Annotated in this window: 17 protein-coding genes; 5 read left to right on the forward strand and 12 right to left on the reverse strand. The window is 51.6% G+C overall.

Annotated elements, in window-relative coordinates; all coding sequences use genetic code 11:
- Nucleotides 1-154: 154 nt before the first annotated feature.
- From hemB to ubiE, 9 genes are all read right to left on the reverse strand, one after another.
- Entirely contained in the window at nucleotides 155-1,165 is a 1,011-nt protein-coding gene (gene hemB, locus C2M35_RS14330; protein WP_105200363.1) for a porphobilinogen synthase, read from the reverse strand.
- Between the two features lie 141 nt (nucleotides 1,166-1,306).
- Nucleotides 1,307-2,077, reverse strand: coding sequence for a TatD family hydrolase (locus C2M35_RS14335; RefSeq protein ID WP_105265635.1), 771 nt, complete (start codon nucleotides 2,075-2,077; stop codon nucleotides 1,307-1,309).
- Nucleotide 2,078: 1 nt separating this feature from the next.
- Nucleotides 2,079-2,645, reverse strand: a complete 567-nt coding sequence (locus C2M35_RS14340; protein ID WP_105265636.1) for a hypothetical protein — start codon at nucleotides 2,643-2,645, stop codon at nucleotides 2,079-2,081.
- Nucleotides 2,642-3,394, reverse strand: a complete 753-nt coding sequence (gene tatC / locus C2M35_RS14345; protein ID WP_105200360.1) for a twin-arginine translocase subunit TatC — start codon at nucleotides 3,392-3,394, stop codon at nucleotides 2,642-2,644. Before tatC ends, C2M35_RS14340 begins: the two co-directional genes overlap by 4 nt.
- Nucleotides 3,387-3,782 carry a Sec-independent protein translocase protein TatB gene (tatB, locus tag C2M35_RS14350; RefSeq protein ID WP_105265637.1) on the reverse strand — a complete coding sequence of 132 codons (396 nt, stop codon included), beginning with the start codon at nucleotides 3,780-3,782 and terminating at the stop codon, nucleotides 3,387-3,389. Before tatB ends, tatC begins: the two co-directional genes overlap by 8 nt.
- A 6-nt stretch (nucleotides 3,783-3,788) precedes the next feature.
- Nucleotides 3,789-4,034 carry a Sec-independent protein translocase subunit TatA gene (gene tatA, locus C2M35_RS14355; RefSeq protein WP_105200358.1) on the reverse strand — a complete coding sequence of 82 codons (246 nt, stop codon included), beginning with the start codon at nucleotides 4,032-4,034 and terminating at the stop codon, nucleotides 3,789-3,791.
- An 88-nt stretch (nucleotides 4,035-4,122) separates the two neighbouring features.
- Nucleotides 4,123-5,721, reverse strand: a complete 1,599-nt coding sequence (gene ubiB / locus C2M35_RS14360) for a ubiquinone biosynthesis regulatory protein kinase UbiB (RefSeq protein ID WP_105265638.1) — start codon at nucleotides 5,719-5,721, stop codon at nucleotides 4,123-4,125.
- 2 nt (nucleotides 5,722-5,723) lie between these two features.
- A complete protein-coding gene (locus C2M35_RS14365) occupies nucleotides 5,724-6,356 on the reverse strand; it encodes a ubiquinone biosynthesis accessory factor UbiJ (protein ID WP_105258462.1) in 633 nt (210 codons plus the stop codon).
- 9 nt (nucleotides 6,357-6,365) lie between these two features.
- Complete coding sequence (gene ubiE, locus C2M35_RS14370) at nucleotides 6,366-7,121, reverse strand: bifunctional demethylmenaquinone methyltransferase/2-methoxy-6-polyprenyl-1,4-benzoquinol methylase UbiE (RefSeq protein WP_105200355.1); 756 nt, start codon at nucleotides 7,119-7,121, stop codon at nucleotides 6,366-6,368.
- A 231-nt stretch (nucleotides 7,122-7,352) separates the two neighbouring features.
- Between ubiE and C2M35_RS14375 the strand changes: the two genes are divergently transcribed.
- On the forward strand, nucleotides 7,353-9,131 hold the full coding sequence (locus tag C2M35_RS14375; protein WP_105265639.1) for a DUF885 domain-containing protein: 1,779 nt from the start codon (nucleotides 7,353-7,355) through the stop codon (nucleotides 9,129-9,131).
- A 65-nt stretch (nucleotides 9,132-9,196) separates the two neighbouring features.
- Entirely contained in the window at nucleotides 9,197-10,252 is a 1,056-nt protein-coding gene (locus C2M35_RS14380) for a potassium channel family protein (protein WP_105265640.1), read from the forward strand.
- A gap of 7 nt (nucleotides 10,253-10,259) precedes the next feature.
- On the opposite strand, the gene C2M35_RS14385 is transcribed toward C2M35_RS14380, so the two are convergent.
- A complete protein-coding gene (locus tag C2M35_RS14385) occupies nucleotides 10,260-11,087 on the reverse strand; it encodes an alpha/beta hydrolase (protein ID WP_105265648.1) in 828 nt (275 codons plus the stop codon).
- A 164-nt stretch (nucleotides 11,088-11,251) separates the two neighbouring features.
- On the opposite strand from C2M35_RS14385, the gene C2M35_RS14390 reads away from it, so the two are divergent.
- Entirely contained in the window at nucleotides 11,252-11,803 is a 552-nt protein-coding gene (locus C2M35_RS14390) for an RNA polymerase sigma factor (RefSeq protein ID WP_105265641.1), read from the forward strand.
- Nucleotides 11,781-12,158: a DUF6768 family protein gene (locus C2M35_RS14395; protein WP_105265642.1), complete on the forward strand. Its 378-nt coding sequence runs from the start codon at nucleotides 11,781-11,783 to the stop codon at nucleotides 12,156-12,158. Before C2M35_RS14390 ends, C2M35_RS14395 begins: the two co-directional genes overlap by 23 nt.
- Before the next feature lie 19 nt (nucleotides 12,159-12,177).
- Here the strand turns inward: C2M35_RS14395 and C2M35_RS14400 are convergent, their stop codons facing one another.
- Together C2M35_RS14400 and speE are read right to left on the reverse strand one after the other, a co-directional pair.
- Nucleotides 12,178-14,211, reverse strand: coding sequence for a glycoside hydrolase family 97 protein (locus C2M35_RS14400; protein ID WP_105265649.1), 2,034 nt, complete (start codon nucleotides 14,209-14,211; stop codon nucleotides 12,178-12,180).
- Nucleotides 14,212-14,354: 143 nt separating this feature from the next.
- Complete coding sequence (speE, locus tag C2M35_RS14405) at nucleotides 14,355-15,218, reverse strand: polyamine aminopropyltransferase (RefSeq protein ID WP_105200350.1); 864 nt, start codon at nucleotides 15,216-15,218, stop codon at nucleotides 14,355-14,357.
- 161 nt (nucleotides 15,219-15,379) lie between these two features.
- Between speE and speA the strand changes: the two genes are divergently transcribed.
- Nucleotides 15,380-17,284, forward strand: a complete 1,905-nt coding sequence (speA, locus tag C2M35_RS14410; RefSeq protein ID WP_105200349.1) for a biosynthetic arginine decarboxylase — start codon at nucleotides 15,380-15,382, stop codon at nucleotides 17,282-17,284.
- Nucleotides 17,285-17,352 lie beyond the last annotated feature (68 nt).

Below are 17,352 nucleotides of genomic sequence, written 5' to 3' on the forward strand. Positions count from 1 at the left end.
TCCTGCTCTGTGTTACTCGCTATGAACATAGAATGACTATGCATCATAACGAGCGTCGTGATCAGAATGCGTTTAGATTGAACATAAAGTAAACCGCAAAGATAAACAGACCCTAATAAAAGGACGATAATCTAAGTTACCGTCCTCTAAGCAATTATTTCTCGTTAAGCCAAACAGCGGCTTGTTTGGCGAAGTAGGTAAGAATGCCGTCGGCACCAGCACGTTTAAAGGCCAGCAGGGATTCCATTATGGTGTCACGCTCGTTTAACCAGCCGTTGTTAATGGCGGCCATATGCATGGCGTATTCGCCGCTTACCTGATAGGCAAAGGTGGGTACCGCAAATTCGTCCTTTACGCGACGGACAATATCCAGATACGGCATGCCCGGCTTTACCATCACCATGTCGGCGCCTTCTTGCAGGTCCAAAGCCACTTCACGCAAGGCTTCGTCCGAGTTGGCCGGGTTCATCTGATAGGTTTTCTTATCCGCACCCTTAAGGTTACCCGCAGAGCCCACCGCATCGCGGAACGGGCCATAGTAGCTGGACGCATACTTGGCCGAGTAGGCCATGATTTGCGTATGGATAAAACCATGTTCTTCCAGGGCTTCACGAATGGCGGCGATACGGCCATCCATCATATCCGATGGGGCCACCACATCGGCACCAGCCTCGGCATGAGACAGCGCCTGCTTCACCAGGATTTCCGTGGTCACGTCGTTGATCACATAGCCGTTGTCATCAATGATGCCGTCCTGACCATGTACCGTGAAGGGGTCTAATGCCACATCTGTGATCACCCCAAGCTCAGGTACCGCTTCTTTAAGGGCGCGTACAGTGCGTTGAGCCAAACCTTCCGGGTTGTAGGCTTCTTCCGCGTGCAGCGACTTTTTATCGCCAGGCGTCACCGGGAACAAGGCAATGGCAGGCACACCAAGGGCTGCCAATTCTTTGGCTTCTTCAACCAGAAGATCGATAGACAGGCGCTCAACGCCCGGCATTGACTCTACCGCTTCGCGACGGTTTTTTCCTTCCAACACAAAAACGGGGTAGATCAGATCATTGACGCTAAGCTCATGCTCTTGGGTCAAACGGCGTGAAAAGTCGTTTTTGCGCAAACGGCGCATACGGGTGTAAGGAAATAAATCGAGTCCTGATTGAGGCATGGTGCTCTCCTGTACATTGAGTGTAAGCCGGCAAGGCGATGCCGCGCAGTATAGTTGGCCATTTTACCAGCTAATCCAAGGGGATGCTCTGGCAATGAGATAATTTGTTGATGTCGCGCATAGTTATCGGCGCGTTTGTCTTTAGCGGTCGAGGGCAAACAGGGTGTTGAAGTTGGCGATGCTGAGGGCGCTTATTTGTTCTTCCGGTACCCGATAATGTTCGCTTAGATGCGCAACTACATAGGGCAGATGAGCCGGTTCGCAGCGGCGTGATTTAGGCTTAGGGCTAATGGTACGAGGCAACAAATAGGGGGCGTCGGTTTCCACAAGCAGCTTATCCATGGGAATAACATTGAGCGCATCGTTAAGCTCGCCGCTACGGCGCTCGTCGCATACCCAGCCGGTAATGCCCAGATACAGGCCCAGGTCTAAATAATTTTGTGCCTGCTGGCGGTTGCCGGTAAAGCAGTGCAATACCCCGCGGGGTTGATACTCACGCAACATGGCAAGCATATCGTCATGGGCATCACGCTCGTGTAAATACACCGGCATATTGAGCTCGTTAGCAAGTGCTAACTGACTGGCAAATATTTTTCTTTGCTGGGGGCGGGGTGAAAAGTCACGGTTATAGTCAAGGCCGCATTCGCCTATGGCAATCACTTCCTTGGCCTGGGCCATGGCGCTGAGATTGGCGGCGAAATCGTCCGTGGCATCCTTGGCATTGTGGGGGTGAATGCCGGCGCAACTATAAAGGTTAAATTGCTGCGCCAGAGCCAGCGCTTCTCGGCTGTCGGCTTCATCGCAGCCGATCACCATCATGGATTGAACGCCGGCCTCGCGAGCGCGGGCAACAACGGCATCAAAGTCATGGCGAAATTGACTGCTGCTGAGGTTAACGCCGGCGTCGATCATATTAGTCGGTGCGTTTTACGCGGATACTTTTATTGCTGCCTTGTTTTTTCAACAAGAAGGAATTGAACATGGCGCGACTGATCACTACGGTATCGTTTTTACTGATACGGAATGATTCAGTGCCAACCTGGCGCCAGCGCTGACCGTTGTCCAGGGTAATGATAAGCTCACCGTATGGCGCTTCTTTAATGCTGCTGACCTTGGCTACAAGTTCATCACCATTTTCTTCATTGCGCTGTTTGTGCTCTAAGCCAAAATCACCCTTGTCTTTTTTGCCCTTGTTGGCGGCGTTTGCATTGGCATTGCCTGCAGCCGCGGCAGAAGCCTCTGCACCTTTGCCTTGTGACTTACCAGCCTTGTTAGCAGGCACATTGGCGGGCACATTGGCTGGCATGCTGTCGATTGGTTTGCCGGCCATGATGTTGTCATAACATAAAAGGCGACGAAAATCGTTTTCGATAAAGCTACACGCTTTTAAGGCCTGAATATTTACACCATCATCGGCCTGAGCCGTGGTGCTTAGGGTGGCTAGTAATGCTAGCGAGGCGGGCACGAGGTATTTTTTCATTGCTTTTCTTCCTGTGATTCTTCCGATGACGGTTTCGCGCTGTAAAATGCAGCCAAAATAAGGCCAAGCTCAAATAATAACAGCATGGGCAAGGCAAGCAAGGTTTGTGATAGCACATCCGGTGGCGTTAGAAACATCGCCAGTACAAAGGCACCGACCACTATATAAGGGCGCTTTTCTTTAAGGCTGGTGGTCGAGGTGACGCCGCTCCAGCATAACAACATGATGGCGACGGGAATTTCAAAGGCGATGCCAAAGGCCAAAAACAACTTAAGTACAAAGCCTAAGTAGCTGCTGATATCCGGCGTCAGGGTCATGACCTCGGGGCCAATGCCGGTGAAAAAGCTGAGGATAATCGGCAGCACGACAAAATAACAAAAGGCGATACCGCCGTAAAACAGCACTATGCTTGAGAGCAGCACGGGGATCAGCATACGCTTTTCATGGGCGTATAAGCCGGGCGCTATAAAGGACCAGATTTGGTGCAAAATAAAGGGAATGGCGGCAAAAAGCGCGACAAACAAGGTCAATTTAAAGGGCGTAAACAGCGGGGCCGTCACATCTGTGGCGATCATCTGGCTGTTTTCCGGCAGATTTTCTACCAAGGGGTTGGCGACGAAGGAGTAAATATCATTGGCGAAATAAGCCAGGCCAATAAAGATCACCAATACCGCAATCACAGAGCGCAACAAGGTGTTACGCAGTTCAAGTAAGTGCGAAATAAAGCCGGATTGCGCGGGTTCAGTCATGATTTTTCTTTGTGCTTTGCAGGTCGTTGCTGGTGTCTGTGGTAGGCTCGGACGTTATGCCCGCTTGCTCTTTACTCTGGACGCTTGTTGCCGTGCTATCCGTATTCTCATAGCTGCGTGTGACCGACTGTGCGGCGCGCTGTAATTGCGCCACCGATTCTTGCAGTTCCGGGGAAATATCGCTCATATTTTGCTGCTCGGCTTTTTTGAGGTTCTGATGTAGCTCATGCACGCGCAGCTCTTCGCTGACTTCGGCGGAAATATGATTAGCCATGGTTTTGATTTTGCGTATCCAGGTGCTGACGGTACGTATGGCCACCGGCAAACGCTCGGGGCCCAATACGATCAGGCCAACTATGGCCACAACCAGCAATTCCCACATGCCCATCGGCGCTTATACCTTGTCTTTATCTTGCGCAGCGGTTTTATCGGCGGCCGGGTTGGTCGCGTTATCTTGCTCGCTGATCTTTTCTTGAGTGGTCGTTTCGGTTTTATCTTCGTCTTTTACGGCCTTCTTAAAACCTTTCACCGCACTGCCTAGATCGCTGCCGATGTTACGTAGTTTTTTGGTGCCGAATAGCAATACGATGATCGCTAAAACGATAAGTAGCTGTACCCAGCCGACGTTACCAATGCCCATATTATGTACTCCAATATGCGGATAATTGTTCGACGAGTATACCTTGTACTACGTCGAGCTAATAGTATAAATCTTTACGGGGGAGACCCTATCCCTTTCGCCAACCCAGCAAGCAAAGGCCTGCTCCCAAGGTGGCGCTAAGTGCGGCCCCAGTATACCAGTGGTTGATGACCAAAATACTACTGACTATCAAGGCACTGCAACCAATTAGGGTAAGCAGCACGGGTTTGTGGTTATTGGCCTGGGGTGGCGGCTGCAGATGCTGGCGCTTCAGCGCGTGATAGAGCAAATCCGGGATCTCGGGCATCTTTTCCGCCCAAAATGGCAAATTAGCATACATTTGCTTGGCCACGGCCCAAGGACCTACTTGTTGTTTGACCCAATCTTCGAGGAAAGGTTTCGCCGTTTGCCACAGGTCCAACTGCGGGTAGAGCTGACGTCCCAGGCCTTCAACATAGAGCAAGGTTTTTTGCAGTAACACCAGTTGCGGCTGCACTTCCATATTAAAGCGTCGCGCCGTGTTGAACAGGTTAACGAGCACATGGCCGAAGGAGATCTCCGCCAGTGGCTTATTAAAAATGGGCTCACACACGGTGCGAATGGCAAATTCGAATTCTTCTATGCTGGTATCGGCAGGCACCCAGCCCGAGTCCACATGCAGCTCCGCCACCTTGCGGTAATCGCGGTTAAAAAAGGCGATAAAGTTCTCAGCCAGGTAGCGTTTATCGTCCTTGTTCAGGGTGCCGACAATGCCGCAGTCTATGCCTATATACTGCGGGTTGTGCGGGTTCTCGTGAGAGACAAAAATATTGCCCGGGTGCATATCGGCATGGAAGAAGCTGTCGCGGAATACCTGAGTAAAGAAGACCTCAACGCCACGCTCGGCCAGCAACTTCATATTGGTACCTTGCTTAAGCAGGGCATCGGTGTTGGAGACAGGAATACCGTAAATGCGCTCCATCACCAGCACATTGCTGCGGCTGTAATCGCTGTACACATAGGGAATGTAGAGGGATTCAGAACCTTCAAAGTTGCGTCTGAGCACAATGGCATTGGCGCCCTCACGCATTAAATCCAGCTCATCGAGCAGGGTTTTCTTATACTCTTTGACCACTTCAACCGGGCGTAAACGACGGCCCTCGCGCAGTAATTTGGCCACCACCTTGGCGCATTGTTGCATCAGGGTGAGGTCGGCATCGATCTGCTTTTTGATATCGGGGCGAATGACCTTAACCACCACTTCCTGATGCTCGCCGCTGCCATCGGCCAGCTTGGCGGTATGTACCTGAGCGATGGAGGCAGAGGCTAATGGGGTGGTGTCGAATTCGCTGAATACGACGCTAATATCGTCGATTTCTAACGCCTGTTCGATAATTTTCTGCGCCAGGTCGCCGCTAAACGGCGGCACCTGGTCTTGCAGCAGCGCCAGTTCGTTGGCGATCTCAGGAGGCAAGAGGTCGCGGCGGGTAGACAGCATTTGTCCAAATTTAATCCACACCGGCCCTAGGGTTTGCAGGGCCAGGCGTAGGCGCATACCAGCGGGTTTGTCGCGATGGCGGTTGCGCAACCAAAAGGCGCTGCTTCTGGCCAGTTTGGCAAACCAGGGCAGTTTATGGCGCGGCAGCAGCTCATCAATGCCGTATTGCAATAAGGTTTTGGTGATGAAATACAGTCGCGCTACGGCCACAATTAACCTCTTGTTTGCTGCATTGGCATTTGCGCCAATAGTTTATCTAGGCGCTGTTCCAGCTGTTGGACATCGCTCTTTAATTGGCGATTCTGACGCGTGAATTGGGTCAGTTCCAGCGGGTGAATGCTTACTTTAAGCTCGTCTTGTAACAGCGTCAGCAGGATATGATCCAGCTTGCCTTGTGCTTCTAACGCCCGGGCTTTGCCTTGGCTGACAGCTTGCCATAATAACTGCGCTGGCGCATCGCCGATATATTGCGACCAATGTTCCGGCCAGTCGATATCGAGCTCGCTAAAGGCCTGACTAAAGGCCTGGGCAAGATGAATATCGCCGTCGATATCGAGTTTATGCTGGCGGATAAGCTGGGTCAGGCGCGATGGCTCTTTAAGCTTCATCAGGGTGTCGGTATCGGCACTGATAAAGCAATCACTGTACTCGGGCTGTGCATCGTGCACTTGCAGCATCAGGCCTTCGCTGGCGTAGACGACGCTGATAAATTGCTGCCAGTCGCGCACATGTACCACAAGGCTTTGCCCCTGTACCTTGGCAAGACGGGCCTGCACCTGGGGGGCGAGGGAGATTAGCCTGTTGGCGAGTGTTTCTATGGCGGCGATAGCAAAATGCCCGAGCATGGCCGCTCCTTAAAACTTAAAGCCGCGATGCAGGGCAACGATACCGCCGCTCATATTCTGATAGCTGGTCTGCTCAAAGCCCACGTCTTTCATCATGCCTTCGAGGGTCTCTTGATCCGGGTGCATACGAATAGACTCGGCAAGGTATTTGTAAGACTCACTGTCATTGAGCACTACCTGGCCCACCTTAGGCAGAATATTGAAGGAATAGATATCATAAAGCTTAGTCAGTACTTCATGCTCAGGCTTGGAGAATTCCAATACCAGCAGGCGACCGCCTGGCTTAAGTACGCGATACATGGAAGCCAAAGCCTTGCTTTGGTCGGTGACGTTACGCAGACCAAAGGCGATGGTGATCACGTCTATGCTGTTGTCCGGGAATGGCAGCTCTTCGGCGTTCATCTGTACATATTCGATATTGCTGACCAGGCCACGGTCGCGCAATTTGTCACGACCTACCTTGAGCATCGAATCATTGATATCGCCCAAGATCACGCGGCCGGTATCGCCAACCAGCTGGCTGAATTTAGCGGTCAGGTCGCCGGTACCACCGGCTAAGTCAAGAATTGTCTGGCCTTTGCGGGCGCCCGAGCTGGCTATGGTTACGCGTTTCCATAGACGATGAATGCCAAAAGAGAGCAAATCATTCATTAAATCGTATTTAGCTGCGACCGAGTGGAAAACATCGGCAACATGAGCCGCTTTTTCGTTTGCCGCGACCGTTTTATAACCAAAATGCGTGGTTTTTTGCTCAGCTTCTTTCATGGTAATTCAAGCCTAGAGGGAATTTGGCCATAGTGTACTTGAGGGCCCGTAACAGCTCAAGGATTAAGCCATTTTTACGCTCGCTCTGATTTTGCCTAATGCCTATAACGGCAGGGCACAAAACAGCGAGGCGAACAAAAGAAGGGAGATTTGGTCGCATCGACTTTGACACACATAGCCGCTGGGCTAGAGTAGGGCATCATAGTGCATTGCAATAACGAGAACAGAAATATGCAGTCTCCCTTTAAGTTGAAAACATTGGCCCTGGCCACTGCCTTGGTATTGGGCGTTAGTGCCTGTGCGGCGCCCAGCAAAACCGCGCCCCTGAACCAGGATGAGACCTTTACCCAGGTCGCCGAGCAAATCGTCAAATATCGCGAAAGTGTGAATCCTTACAGGCAAGAGGTGGACGGTTATCTGCTGGCCAACCTCAGCCCCGAGTACCTCAGGGCGCAGTACGAGCAACGCCAGGCCTTGCTTGCCCAGCTTGATGCCATAGATAGCGAGGCACTCAGCGGCGAGAACAAGATCAATCTACAGATTATCCGCGCTCAGGTGCAGAACCAGCTGGATGAGTATCGCTTTAATACCCACTATATGCCGCTGACCTCAGAGTACGGCTTTCACTCGTCGCTGTCCTTTATGGTTGCCCGTGGCGATTACAGCTCAAAAGCTGGTTTTGAAACCTACCTTAAGCGCTTAAGCCAGGTGCCACGTTTCTTCGAGCAGAATATTTATTGGATGAACAAGGGCCTGGAAACCGGTCTGACTCAACCTAAGGCGGTACTCGCCGGTTATGAAGAATCCATCAGCGCCTTTTTGGTGACTGATGTTACCGAATCCGAGTTTTATGCGCCCTTTAAGCAAAATACCGCCGGTATCAGCGATGACGAGTTTGTACAGCTGCAAAACCAGGCCAAGGAAGTGATCGGCAAGCAGGTGTTGCCAGCGTATCAGGGGTATTACGACTTTTTCGTTAACACCTATCGCCCCGGTGCCCGCGATACCATAGGCATCTCGAATGTGCCTAACGGCGAGGCCTTTTATGCCAATCGCGCCAAGCATTACACCACCACCGAGATGACGCCAAAGGAAATCCATGAACTGGGTTTGCAGGAAGTAAAACGCATCCGTGGTGAGATGCAGGCGATCATCGATGAGCTTGGCTTTGAAGGCAGTTTTGCCGACTTTGTTGAGTTCTTGCGTACCGATCCGAAGTTTTACGCCACCACCCCGGAAGAGTTGCTGAAGGAAGCGTCTTATATCGCCAAAAAGATGGACGCTCAGTTGCCAAAATTGTTTAAGGAGTTGCCGCGTAAGCCTTATGGTGTTGCGCCGGTTCCCGCCAACATAGCCCCTAAATACACCACGGGCCGCTACTCTGGCTCCAGCCGTGATGACGAAGCTGGCTTCTACTGGGTCAACACCTATGCCCTGGATAAGCGCCCCTTGTATGTGTTGGAAGCACTGACCTTGCACGAAGCGGTACCGGGTCATCACCTGCAAATTTCCCTTAATGCCGAGCTGGATTACCTGCCAAGCTATCGCCGTAATGCCTATCTATCGGCCTTTGGTGAAGGCTGGGGTTTGTACAGTGAATACTTGGGTATTGAAGCGGGCTTCTATCAAGACCCTTATAGCGACTTTGGTCGCCTCACCTATGAAATGTGGCGTGCGGCGCGTTTAGTGGTGGATACCGGCATGCATATGTTCGGTTGGTCGCGCCAGCAAGCGCTGGATTTTATGAGCGAAAACACAGCATTATCACTGCATAATGTGAAAACGGAAACGGATCGCTATATCTCCTGGCCGGCTCAGGCACTGTCGTACAAAATTGGCGAGCTGACCATTAAGCGCTTACGCGCCAAGGCGGAAAAAGCCCTGGGTCATGACTTTGACGTTCGCGAGTTCCACTATCAGGTCTTGCGTCATGGTTCTATTCCACTTAATGTACTAGAGCAGCAAATTGACCAGTATATTGCTGAGGCATTAGCGACCAAGAAAAGCTAGGATGCTGAAATATTACAAAAAATTGGGCGCCTAAGGCGCCCAAATAGTTAGGGATAAGGCGAATTATGCCGATATTGATTAAGCGCCTTTTGCTCACCATTCGCAGCCATATCGACCAGCTCAGTTGGCAGGCGGTGGTACTCGCAATTTTAGCGCATATGGGGATAACCTGGCTGCTGCTGGCGGCCGCCGGTGAGCAGGCGCTGCTGGCGCCAAACACGTTTTTTTATTATTACGTGGTCACCACTTCAACCGTGGGGTATGGCGATTTAAGCCCAAGCTCAGATCTGGGGCGCCTGCTGGTGGCCCTAGTGCAAATTCCTTTCGGTTTGGCATTATTCGGTATGCTGCTGGGTAAGGCCGGACAAACCATTACACATATAATAAGGCGTGCTATGACAGGTGAAAAAGACGTAACGCATTTTGCTAACCACATCATTATTTTCGGTTGGCACCCAGTGCGCACTCGCAAAATGGTGCGCTACATTCTTGCCGATGACAAACGGGTGCGCAGAGACATAGTGCTGGCGGTGACCGATGATATTGAGCACCCTTTCTTTTCTGAGCCCAATGTCAGCTTTGTAAAACTGAGCAGCTATACCGATGAAGAGCAACTCAAGCGTGTTGGTATCAGTACCGCCGATCGCATCATAGTGGAAGGGGCCGACGATAACCAAAGCTTTACCACGGCGCTGAAAATCAGCAAGTTAGTGAAGGAAAGAGCCCATATCTGTGCTTATTTCGATGATGAAAGTAAGGCGCAAATGCTGAGCGAGCACTGTGCCAACGTTGAATGCAGCTCTAACCGTACCGCCGAGGTGCTGGTTCGCTCCATGGAAGACCCAGGTGCCAGTCGAGTGCAGCAGGAAATTATGTCGAGTCTCCATGGTGACACGCATTTCTCCATGGTGATCCCAAACGAAGTCAGTCGCTTCACCTATGCGGATATTTTTGAGCTCTTTAAGCGCCAGTATGACGCCACCATTTTAGGCATTGCCCATAATCGCAGCGCTCTGGATATGGATCTCAACCCACCGCTGGATTACGCCATTCAGGGCGGCGATATTATTCACTATATTGCCCCGGTACGCGTTCTTGCCGCCGAGGTAAAGTGGCCGTAACTTGGTGTTACTCACCTTCCCTGAGCAGCCAATCCAACCCTTGGATTGAGGTGCTTGGGAAGGCGGTGGCATGACGAGCCTCATCTATGATCCTCAGTTTGATTTGGCTGTGACTCGCCGGCAGGCTGCGCAGCTTATCAAACAGGGCCTGTGCGTCGGCCACCATATCTTGCCCCTCGCCATACGCTGGGGTTTCTAAACTACCCACACCTATATAGACCTTGGGCGCTGCCTTACTGGGCTTTAGCTCTAAAGCCAGAATAGACTGGTTATCAAACCACACCGATGGGCTGCCCAGAATATAGTTGCTGAACATATCCGGTTCTTGCAGCAGTAAATAGGCGCCGAACAGTCCACCTAAAGAATTCCCCATATAGGTGCGCTGCGTTGCCAGAGCGCGGTAATTTTTTTGTATATGGGTAAATACCTGTTCGCGAATAAAGCGCGCATGTTTCGCTGCTTCGCCAGTGGCCAGCTTCCAGCTCGATTCTTTGGTTGGGGTGTAATCACGAACGCGGCTGCTCTGGCCCTTGTCGCCTAGAGCGTAACCAATGGCAACTAAAATGGCTTCGGGTATGGCCCCTGAATTCATCGGGAAGCGAGTGGCCCCGGAGACCAGTTGAAAACTGTAATGGCCGTCGGTGAGGTAAATAACCGGGTAGTGTTTACTTGGGTTTTTAGCATAGGAAGCAGGCAGCTTAATATACAGAGGGTAGGTATGCTGGCTATGGTGATCCGTTAATTCGATGACCTGGCTGCGGGGGATGGAATACGCGCCTTGTTGGCCATAGGCAAGTCCGCAAAAGAGTAATAACAGCAGTGAGAATAACCGCATAAACACACCTAAAATCAATTAATTTGCTTCAATTTTACACCATACTAGCAGCTATCTAGCAGCTATCTAGCAGCTATACTTTGACGGCGACCATAAATTAATTACCTTGGTTGCCAACCTTTTTGCTTGCTACTGCGTCTTGTAATAAAGATTTGATTTTCACTATGACAGAAACCACCACGGCGTTATTGGTTTTGGCCGCACAAAAAGGGGACGCGAGCGCCTTCTCGGCCTTGTGTGAGCGCCACTATCAGGGCAGTTACCGCTTTGCCTTTAAGCTCTGCCAGTGTGAGCAGGAGGCGGCGGATCTCACTCAGGAGGTATGGAGCAAGGTGGCCAAAGATATTCGCGCTTTACTCGAGCCCAGTGCCTTTAAAGCCTGGTTGTTTCGCGCCGTGTATCGGCGCTTTATCGACCTAACGCGACGTCGGCAAAAAGAGCTGCTGGTGGCCGAGCCACCGCAGCAACAATGCGGGGATACGGCCAAGGTAGAGCGGCATTTAGACTTACTCGCCCTGATAGCCCAACTGCCAGACGTGGAGCGCCATAGTGTGTATTTGTTTTATTTAGAAGAGTTGCCCATAGCGGATATCGCCAGGGTTCTAGATACACCCCTTGGCACAATTAAATCGCGCTTACACAGTGCCAGACAGAAATTAAGCCAATGGGCCCAAGACGAAAGAGGAAGCGAGCATGAATCTAGAGCAGCAAATTAAGTCGGAGCTGGCGCAGGAGCGCCAGCAATTAGATGGTATTTTAAGCCGGGATGAGGGCTTATTTGCCCGCTTGGGGCAAACCTATCAGGGCTCCATGCGCTTCTGGGTGTGGTTTTCAACTCTGTTGGCCTTGATTGCCACGGCGGCCTTTATTTATTGCGGCTATCGCTTTTACATCGCCACCGAGGTCGGTGCCCAGGTTTTTTGGGCGGTGTGGTTTATCGTCGGCCTTATGGTGCAAATTGCGGTGAAGCTGTGGATTTTTATGGAAATGAACCGCAACTCCATTATTCGCGAGATTAAACGCACCGAGTATTTATTACTTGAGCGCAGCCAAAAAAAAGCCACCGAGTAGGTGGCTTTTTCGTTCATTGTTAGTCCAGGGCCTTAAAGCGAATCGCCGTACCGCCGCTGGGCGCCAGCTTAAGCGTAAGCTGGTCCTTGCGGGTGACCACCTGCTTGCTGATGGTCATGCTGTAGGGGTTATTCACCCATTCGGCATCCTCGCCATCGGCATAGATCTGCGCCTCAAAGTGTTTACCCGGGTCTAAAAAGTCGAGCTTGATATCGACCTTGCGGGCTTCACCATCGGTAATGGCGCCCAGATACCAGTCGTTACCACTGTAGTGATCGCGCTTGCGCTCCTTACGGGCAAAAACCACATACTCGCCCATTTCACCGGCAATGGCCTGGCTTAGCTCCCAATCGGTGGGCACATCCTGGATAAACCGGAAGGCATCCGGCTTGGCCAGGTAGTTCCGGGGTAAATCCGCCGCCATTTGCACCGGGCTGTAGAGCACCACATACAGGGCCAGCTGTTTCGCCAAGGTGGTTTGCGGGCGGTTGGTATCCGCGCCTAGGCCGTTAAAGCCCATATCGAAGATCCCCGGAGTGAAGTCCATCGGCCCCGCCAGCATGCGGGTGTAGGCCAGCATTGGCGTATGCGCCGGTGGGTTCGGCGGTGTGCCCCAGGCATTAAATTCCTGACCACGCGAGCCTTCACGGGTGATCCAGTTCGGGTAGGTGCGGCGCAGGCCGGTGTCTTTGATCGGCTCATGGGTATTGATGCTGAGCTGATACTTGGCCGCCAGTTCAATATTGTAGAGGTATTCGTTAGCCATAAACTGGCCGTCGTGCCACTCGTAGCGGGCGATACCCTGCTCATCGATGCGTTTGATATTGCCGCCGTCGGCAACATAGCCGGTTTTGATCTGGCTTACGCCATGTTGTTGGTAGAGCTTAAAGGCGTCTTCCATCTGGTTGCGATAGTTGCTGACATTGCCCGAGGTTTCATGGTGACCGATCAGTTTCGCACCCACCTTTTCACCGTGTTTGGCAATGGCGGCCAGGTCGAAATCATCATAGCTTTTGGTAAAGCTAAAGACATCGCCATTAAAGAACCAGTCGCCATCCCAGCCTTGGTTCCAGCCTTCAACGAGCACGCCATCAAAGCCATATTTGGCGGCAAAGTCCAGGTATTCAATGGTGTTTTCTGTGGTGGCGCCGTGTTTTTCACCGCTGCCCCAGGTGTTTTCATTGATATGCATGCCCCACCAGATACCCACGTATTTACCCGGCTTAACCCAGGATACATCGCCGAGTTTATTCGGTTCATTGAGGTTGAGGATCAGGTGCGAGTTAAGTAGCCCGGTGGCCTTATCGGCGATTTGAATGGTACGCCAGGGGGTGGTGAAACCGTTTTCGGCTTTTACCGCAATGCCGTCGGACCAGGGCGTTAAATCGGCTTTAAAAATACCCGGACGACGCTGGTTCAGAGTCATGCCGGCATAATCGACCAGCGCGGCTTCGTGAATACTGATATGGACGCCATTGCCCATTTTCAGGGTAAAGGGCGTATGAACATGGGCCGCCTCGCTGGCGTCGGTGCGCTTATAGACGTACTCGTAACGGTTCCAGCCACGGGCCGGGATCCACAGCGCTTCGTTGTTTTGTCCGGCCAGAGCAAACTCAGTGAGCTCATCGGTGATCTGGTAGTCGGGGCGCTCTTTGCCTTCTAATTCATAACGAAAGCCCAGACCGTCATTAAAGGCGCGCACCCGCACCCTGTAGTTGCGGCTGGCATCGCTTTCATCGCTGAAGGTAACCGCCAGTTCGTTGTGATTGTCACGGATAAGGCGTTGCTCGCCCCAGGGCTGTTGCCAGCTTTGGTCGACGCTTTGAGTTTGCGTCTCGGTGATCACCAGGCCATCGCGTAGCGGTGCCGCGTCCTTAAAGTAAAAGCCGAGCTTGGATGAGTTAATCACCGGCTTACCGGCAAACGTCACCTGGTAACTTGGGGCGCCTTCATCACTTAAAGAAATTTGGATCTGGCCGTCGGGAGAGCTGACGCTCACGGTTTTTGCCAGCGCTAATGGCGATGCCAAAAGCAAAGGGATAAATACTCGCATTGACTTGTCCTGGTAATACATAACGCCTAAAGAGAAATCTTAGGGTAAGGTGAATCCAGGGTGATCACATAGAAATTGCATACGTATTCAAAGGCGAGGGGCTAGCTGCAGAGGTAAAAAAGGCGAGTTGAACTCGCCTTTTTTTATTTTGTTTCGCCTGCGAAGGCTCTTGCCATAAATGGCGGCTCGCTTAAGGCGCCCTGGTGGATACCCGGGGTGTAGTATTCGGTTTGTAGTGCTTGTGGATCACAGGCGCGGAAGCCGTCGAAACCCATGCCTTTACGAGCCAGAGTCACAGACCATAAACCCGACGGGTAAATAGGCTGAGGGAATGGCAAGGTTTGCAAGGCGCCAAAGCCCACTTCCTTCATCGCCCCGCGCATTTCCAATAGTAATGGCATATGCATTAGCGGGCTTTCGCTTTGCTGTACCAGCACGCCGCCAGGGCGCAGGGCTTGCAAGCAGCTTTGGTAGAAGGCGTGGTTGAACAGGCCTTCACCCGGGCCAACCGGATCTGTGCCGTCAACAATCACTACGTCGATAGACTCAGGCGCGGCTTCGCGCATGTATTTGATGCCGTCATCAAATAACAAGGTGGCGCGTGGGTCCTGGTTTGAAGTGCACAGCTCAGGGAAGTACTTCAGCGACATCTCGGTAACTACTTGATCGATATCGATTTGCGTGACCGACTCTACGCTGTCGTGCTTAAGCACTTCACGCAGGGTGCCGCAGTCGCCGCCGCCGATGATCACCACGTTTTTCGGATTCGGGTGGCTGAACAGCGCAGGGTGGGCGATCATTTCATGGTAAAAGAAATTCTCGCGGGTACTCACCATGGTGCAGCCGTCAATGATCATCAGGTTGCCAAAGTCGGTGGTTTCATACATGGCAACATGCTGAAAGGGAGACTGTTTTTCTTCAAGTAATTTGTTGATACGCAGTGAGAAAGCACTGCCATCACGGTCACTGATTTCGGTAAACCAGTGGTTTTTATCTAAACTTGTCATGTGTTACATAATCACCAATAAATGAGAAACGCAATTTTGCCAGTGTGCAGGGCAATGCTCAATCACATTTTAGCTGCATTTATGTGATTTTCTATTCGCTAGTGGCAATAAGAGGTATTAAACTAGCGGCAAATTCTTGGGTCAATATTGAGAGCAGAGTTATGGAAAAGGGTCCCCTGACAGGTCACCCAGCGGGTTACCAGGTCGCTCAATCCGTTTATAACGTTAGTCATTGGAGCGATGGCTACTTTGATATTAACGCTCAGGGCGAGCTGGTGGCTTATCCCGATGGCGATAAAAATAAACCCGGTTTGGCATTAAATGCCTTAGTCGAGCGTTTTAAAGAGCAAGGCCTGACCTTGCCGGTGTTGGTGCGTTTTACCGATATTTTGCAGCATCGTGCATCGCGTTTAATTTCTGCCTTCAGTCAGGCCAAAACCGCCAAGGGCTATCAGGGTGACTATACCTGCGTCTATCCGATCAAGGTAAACCAGCAGCGCTCTGTGGTGTCCAAGTTATTGGCGCACAGCAGTGGTCAGGTCGGCTTAGAAGCCGGTTCTAAGCCTGAGCTGATGGCCATTCTCGGCTTGGCCGAAAAAGACATCACCATAGTCTGTAATGGTTACAAAGACAGTGAGTTTATGCGTCTGGCGCTGATCGGTCAGGCGACCGGCCACAAGGTCAATATTGTTATCGAAAAGCTTTCCGAGCTTGATGCGCTGATCCGCGAAATGGATGCCATGGCCCTTGAAGCGCCAATCGGTATTCGTATTCGTCTTAATTCCGTGGGTAAGGGCAAGTGGCAAAATACCGGTGGTGAGCGCGGCAAATTTGGTTTGACCGCCTCTCAGGTGCTGCAGGCCGTTGAGACCTTAAAGAAACATAATAAGCTGCATTTAATGGAGCTGGTGCATTTTCATATAGGTTCGCAAATCGCCAATATTCGCGATATCCAACGAGCGCTAACCGAATGTGCCCGCCACTATGCGCAGTTGTGCCAAATGGGCGTGCCGCTGAAAACCGTGGACGTGGGCGGCGGCCTGGGTGTTGACTACGAAGGTTCGGGCTCACGCAGCAGCTGCTCAATGAACTACACGGTTGAAGAGTATGCCAAAAACGTGGTGGCCGCCTTTGCTGAGGTGAGCGATGCCAACGATCTGGCTCATCCGGCCATTATTACCGAATCGGGCAGGGCGCTGACCGCACACCATGCGGTATTGATCACCGATGTGGTGGACGTAGAAAAAGCACCTAATAACGAGGTGGCGATAGCCGATGATGCAAACCTGCCTAAGGTGGTGCTGGAAATGCAGCAAACCTGCGCCGGTGTTAACGCCCGAATGGCCATTGAAAGCTATCACGATGCCATGCATCTATTCAGCGAGGCTCATGCTCAATATGTGCATGGCATGCTGGGTATTGAGCAGTGGGCCCTGGTTGAGCAACTTTATTTCCGTACCCTGCACAAGGTGCGTGCTTGTTTGAGCGAGTCGGCTCGTGCCCATCGCGAAGTGATTGACGAGCTGAACGAAAAGCTGGCGGATAAGCTGTTTGTAAACTTCTCATTATTTCAGTCGCTACCGGATGTGTGGGGTATTGGTCAGTTATTCCCGGTATTGCCCATCGAACATCTAGATAAGCCGTTGGATCAGCGTGTGATCATTCAGGATATTACCTGTGATTCAGACGGACAAATTCGCGAGTATGTAGATGGTGCCGGTATCGAAGCCAGTCTGCCCATTCCACGCTATGAGTTTGGTCAGCAATATCATATTGCCATGTTTATGGTTGGTGCCTATCAGGAGATCCTGGGCGACCTGCATAACCTGTTTGGTGACACCGATTCTGTGCATGTGGAAATGCACGGTGAAGAGTACCGCCTGACCAATGAAATCAAGGGCGACAGTGTTCAGGACGTATTAAAATTTGTTCATTACGATAGTGAAGCCTTGGCGGCGCGTTATCAGCAAAGAGTCAGCGCAATGGCTATCGATGCGGCGCTGAAGCAGAGTTATCTGGATGAGCTAAATCACGGATTAAGCGGCTATACCTACTTTGAAGACTAGCCTGGGTTTGTTGCCAGTCGGCAACAGAACCCTTTTCCGTTAAAGACAAAAAAGCGCTATCATTAGCG

Source organism: Pseudoalteromonas sp. T1lg76 (assembly GCF_002964725.1).
Lineage (GTDB): Bacteria > Pseudomonadota > Gammaproteobacteria > Enterobacterales > Alteromonadaceae > Pseudoalteromonas.

Excerpts from the sequence above, each read along its gene's own strand:
- hemB (WP_105200363.1), bottom strand. The coding sequence starts at position 1,165 with ATGCCTCAATCAGGACTCGATTTATTTCCTTACACCCGTATGCGCCGT.
- C2M35_RS14335 (WP_105265635.1), bottom strand. The coding sequence starts at position 2,077 with ATGATCGACGCCGGCGTTAACCTCAGCAGCAGTCAATTTCGCCATGAC.
- C2M35_RS14340 (WP_105265636.1), bottom strand. The coding sequence starts at position 2,645 with ATGAAAAAATACCTCGTGCCCGCCTCGCTAGCATTACTAGCCACCCTA.
- tatC (WP_105200360.1), bottom strand. The coding sequence starts at position 3,394 with ATGACTGAACCCGCGCAATCCGGCTTTATTTCGCACTTACTTGAACTG.
- tatB (WP_105265637.1), bottom strand. The coding sequence starts at position 3,782 with ATGGGCATGTGGGAATTGCTGGTTGTGGCCATAGTTGGCCTGATCGTA.
- tatA (WP_105200358.1), bottom strand. The coding sequence starts at position 4,034 with ATGGGCATTGGTAACGTCGGCTGGGTACAGCTACTTATCGTTTTAGCG.
- C2M35_RS14365 (WP_105258462.1), bottom strand. The coding sequence starts at position 6,356 with ATGCTCGGGCATTTTGCTATCGCCGCCATAGAAACACTCGCCAACAGG.
- ubiE (WP_105200355.1), bottom strand. The coding sequence starts at position 7,121 with ATGAAAGAAGCTGAGCAAAAAACCACGCATTTTGGTTATAAAACGGTC.
- C2M35_RS14375 (WP_105265639.1), top strand. The coding sequence starts at position 7,353 with ATGCAGTCTCCCTTTAAGTTGAAAACATTGGCCCTGGCCACTGCCTTG.
- C2M35_RS14380 (WP_105265640.1), top strand. The coding sequence starts at position 9,197 with ATGCCGATATTGATTAAGCGCCTTTTGCTCACCATTCGCAGCCATATC.
- C2M35_RS14385 (WP_105265648.1), bottom strand. The coding sequence starts at position 11,087 with ATGCGGTTATTCTCACTGCTGTTATTACTCTTTTGCGGACTTGCCTAT.
- C2M35_RS14390 (WP_105265641.1), top strand. The coding sequence starts at position 11,252 with ATGACAGAAACCACCACGGCGTTATTGGTTTTGGCCGCACAAAAAGGG.
- C2M35_RS14395 (WP_105265642.1), top strand. The coding sequence starts at position 11,781 with ATGAATCTAGAGCAGCAAATTAAGTCGGAGCTGGCGCAGGAGCGCCAG.
- C2M35_RS14400 (WP_105265649.1), bottom strand. The coding sequence starts at position 14,211 with ATGCGAGTATTTATCCCTTTGCTTTTGGCATCGCCATTAGCGCTGGCA.
- speE (WP_105200350.1), bottom strand. The coding sequence starts at position 15,218 with ATGACAAGTTTAGATAAAAACCACTGGTTTACCGAAATCAGTGACCGT.
- speA (WP_105200349.1), top strand. The coding sequence starts at position 15,380 with ATGGAAAAGGGTCCCCTGACAGGTCACCCAGCGGGTTACCAGGTCGCT.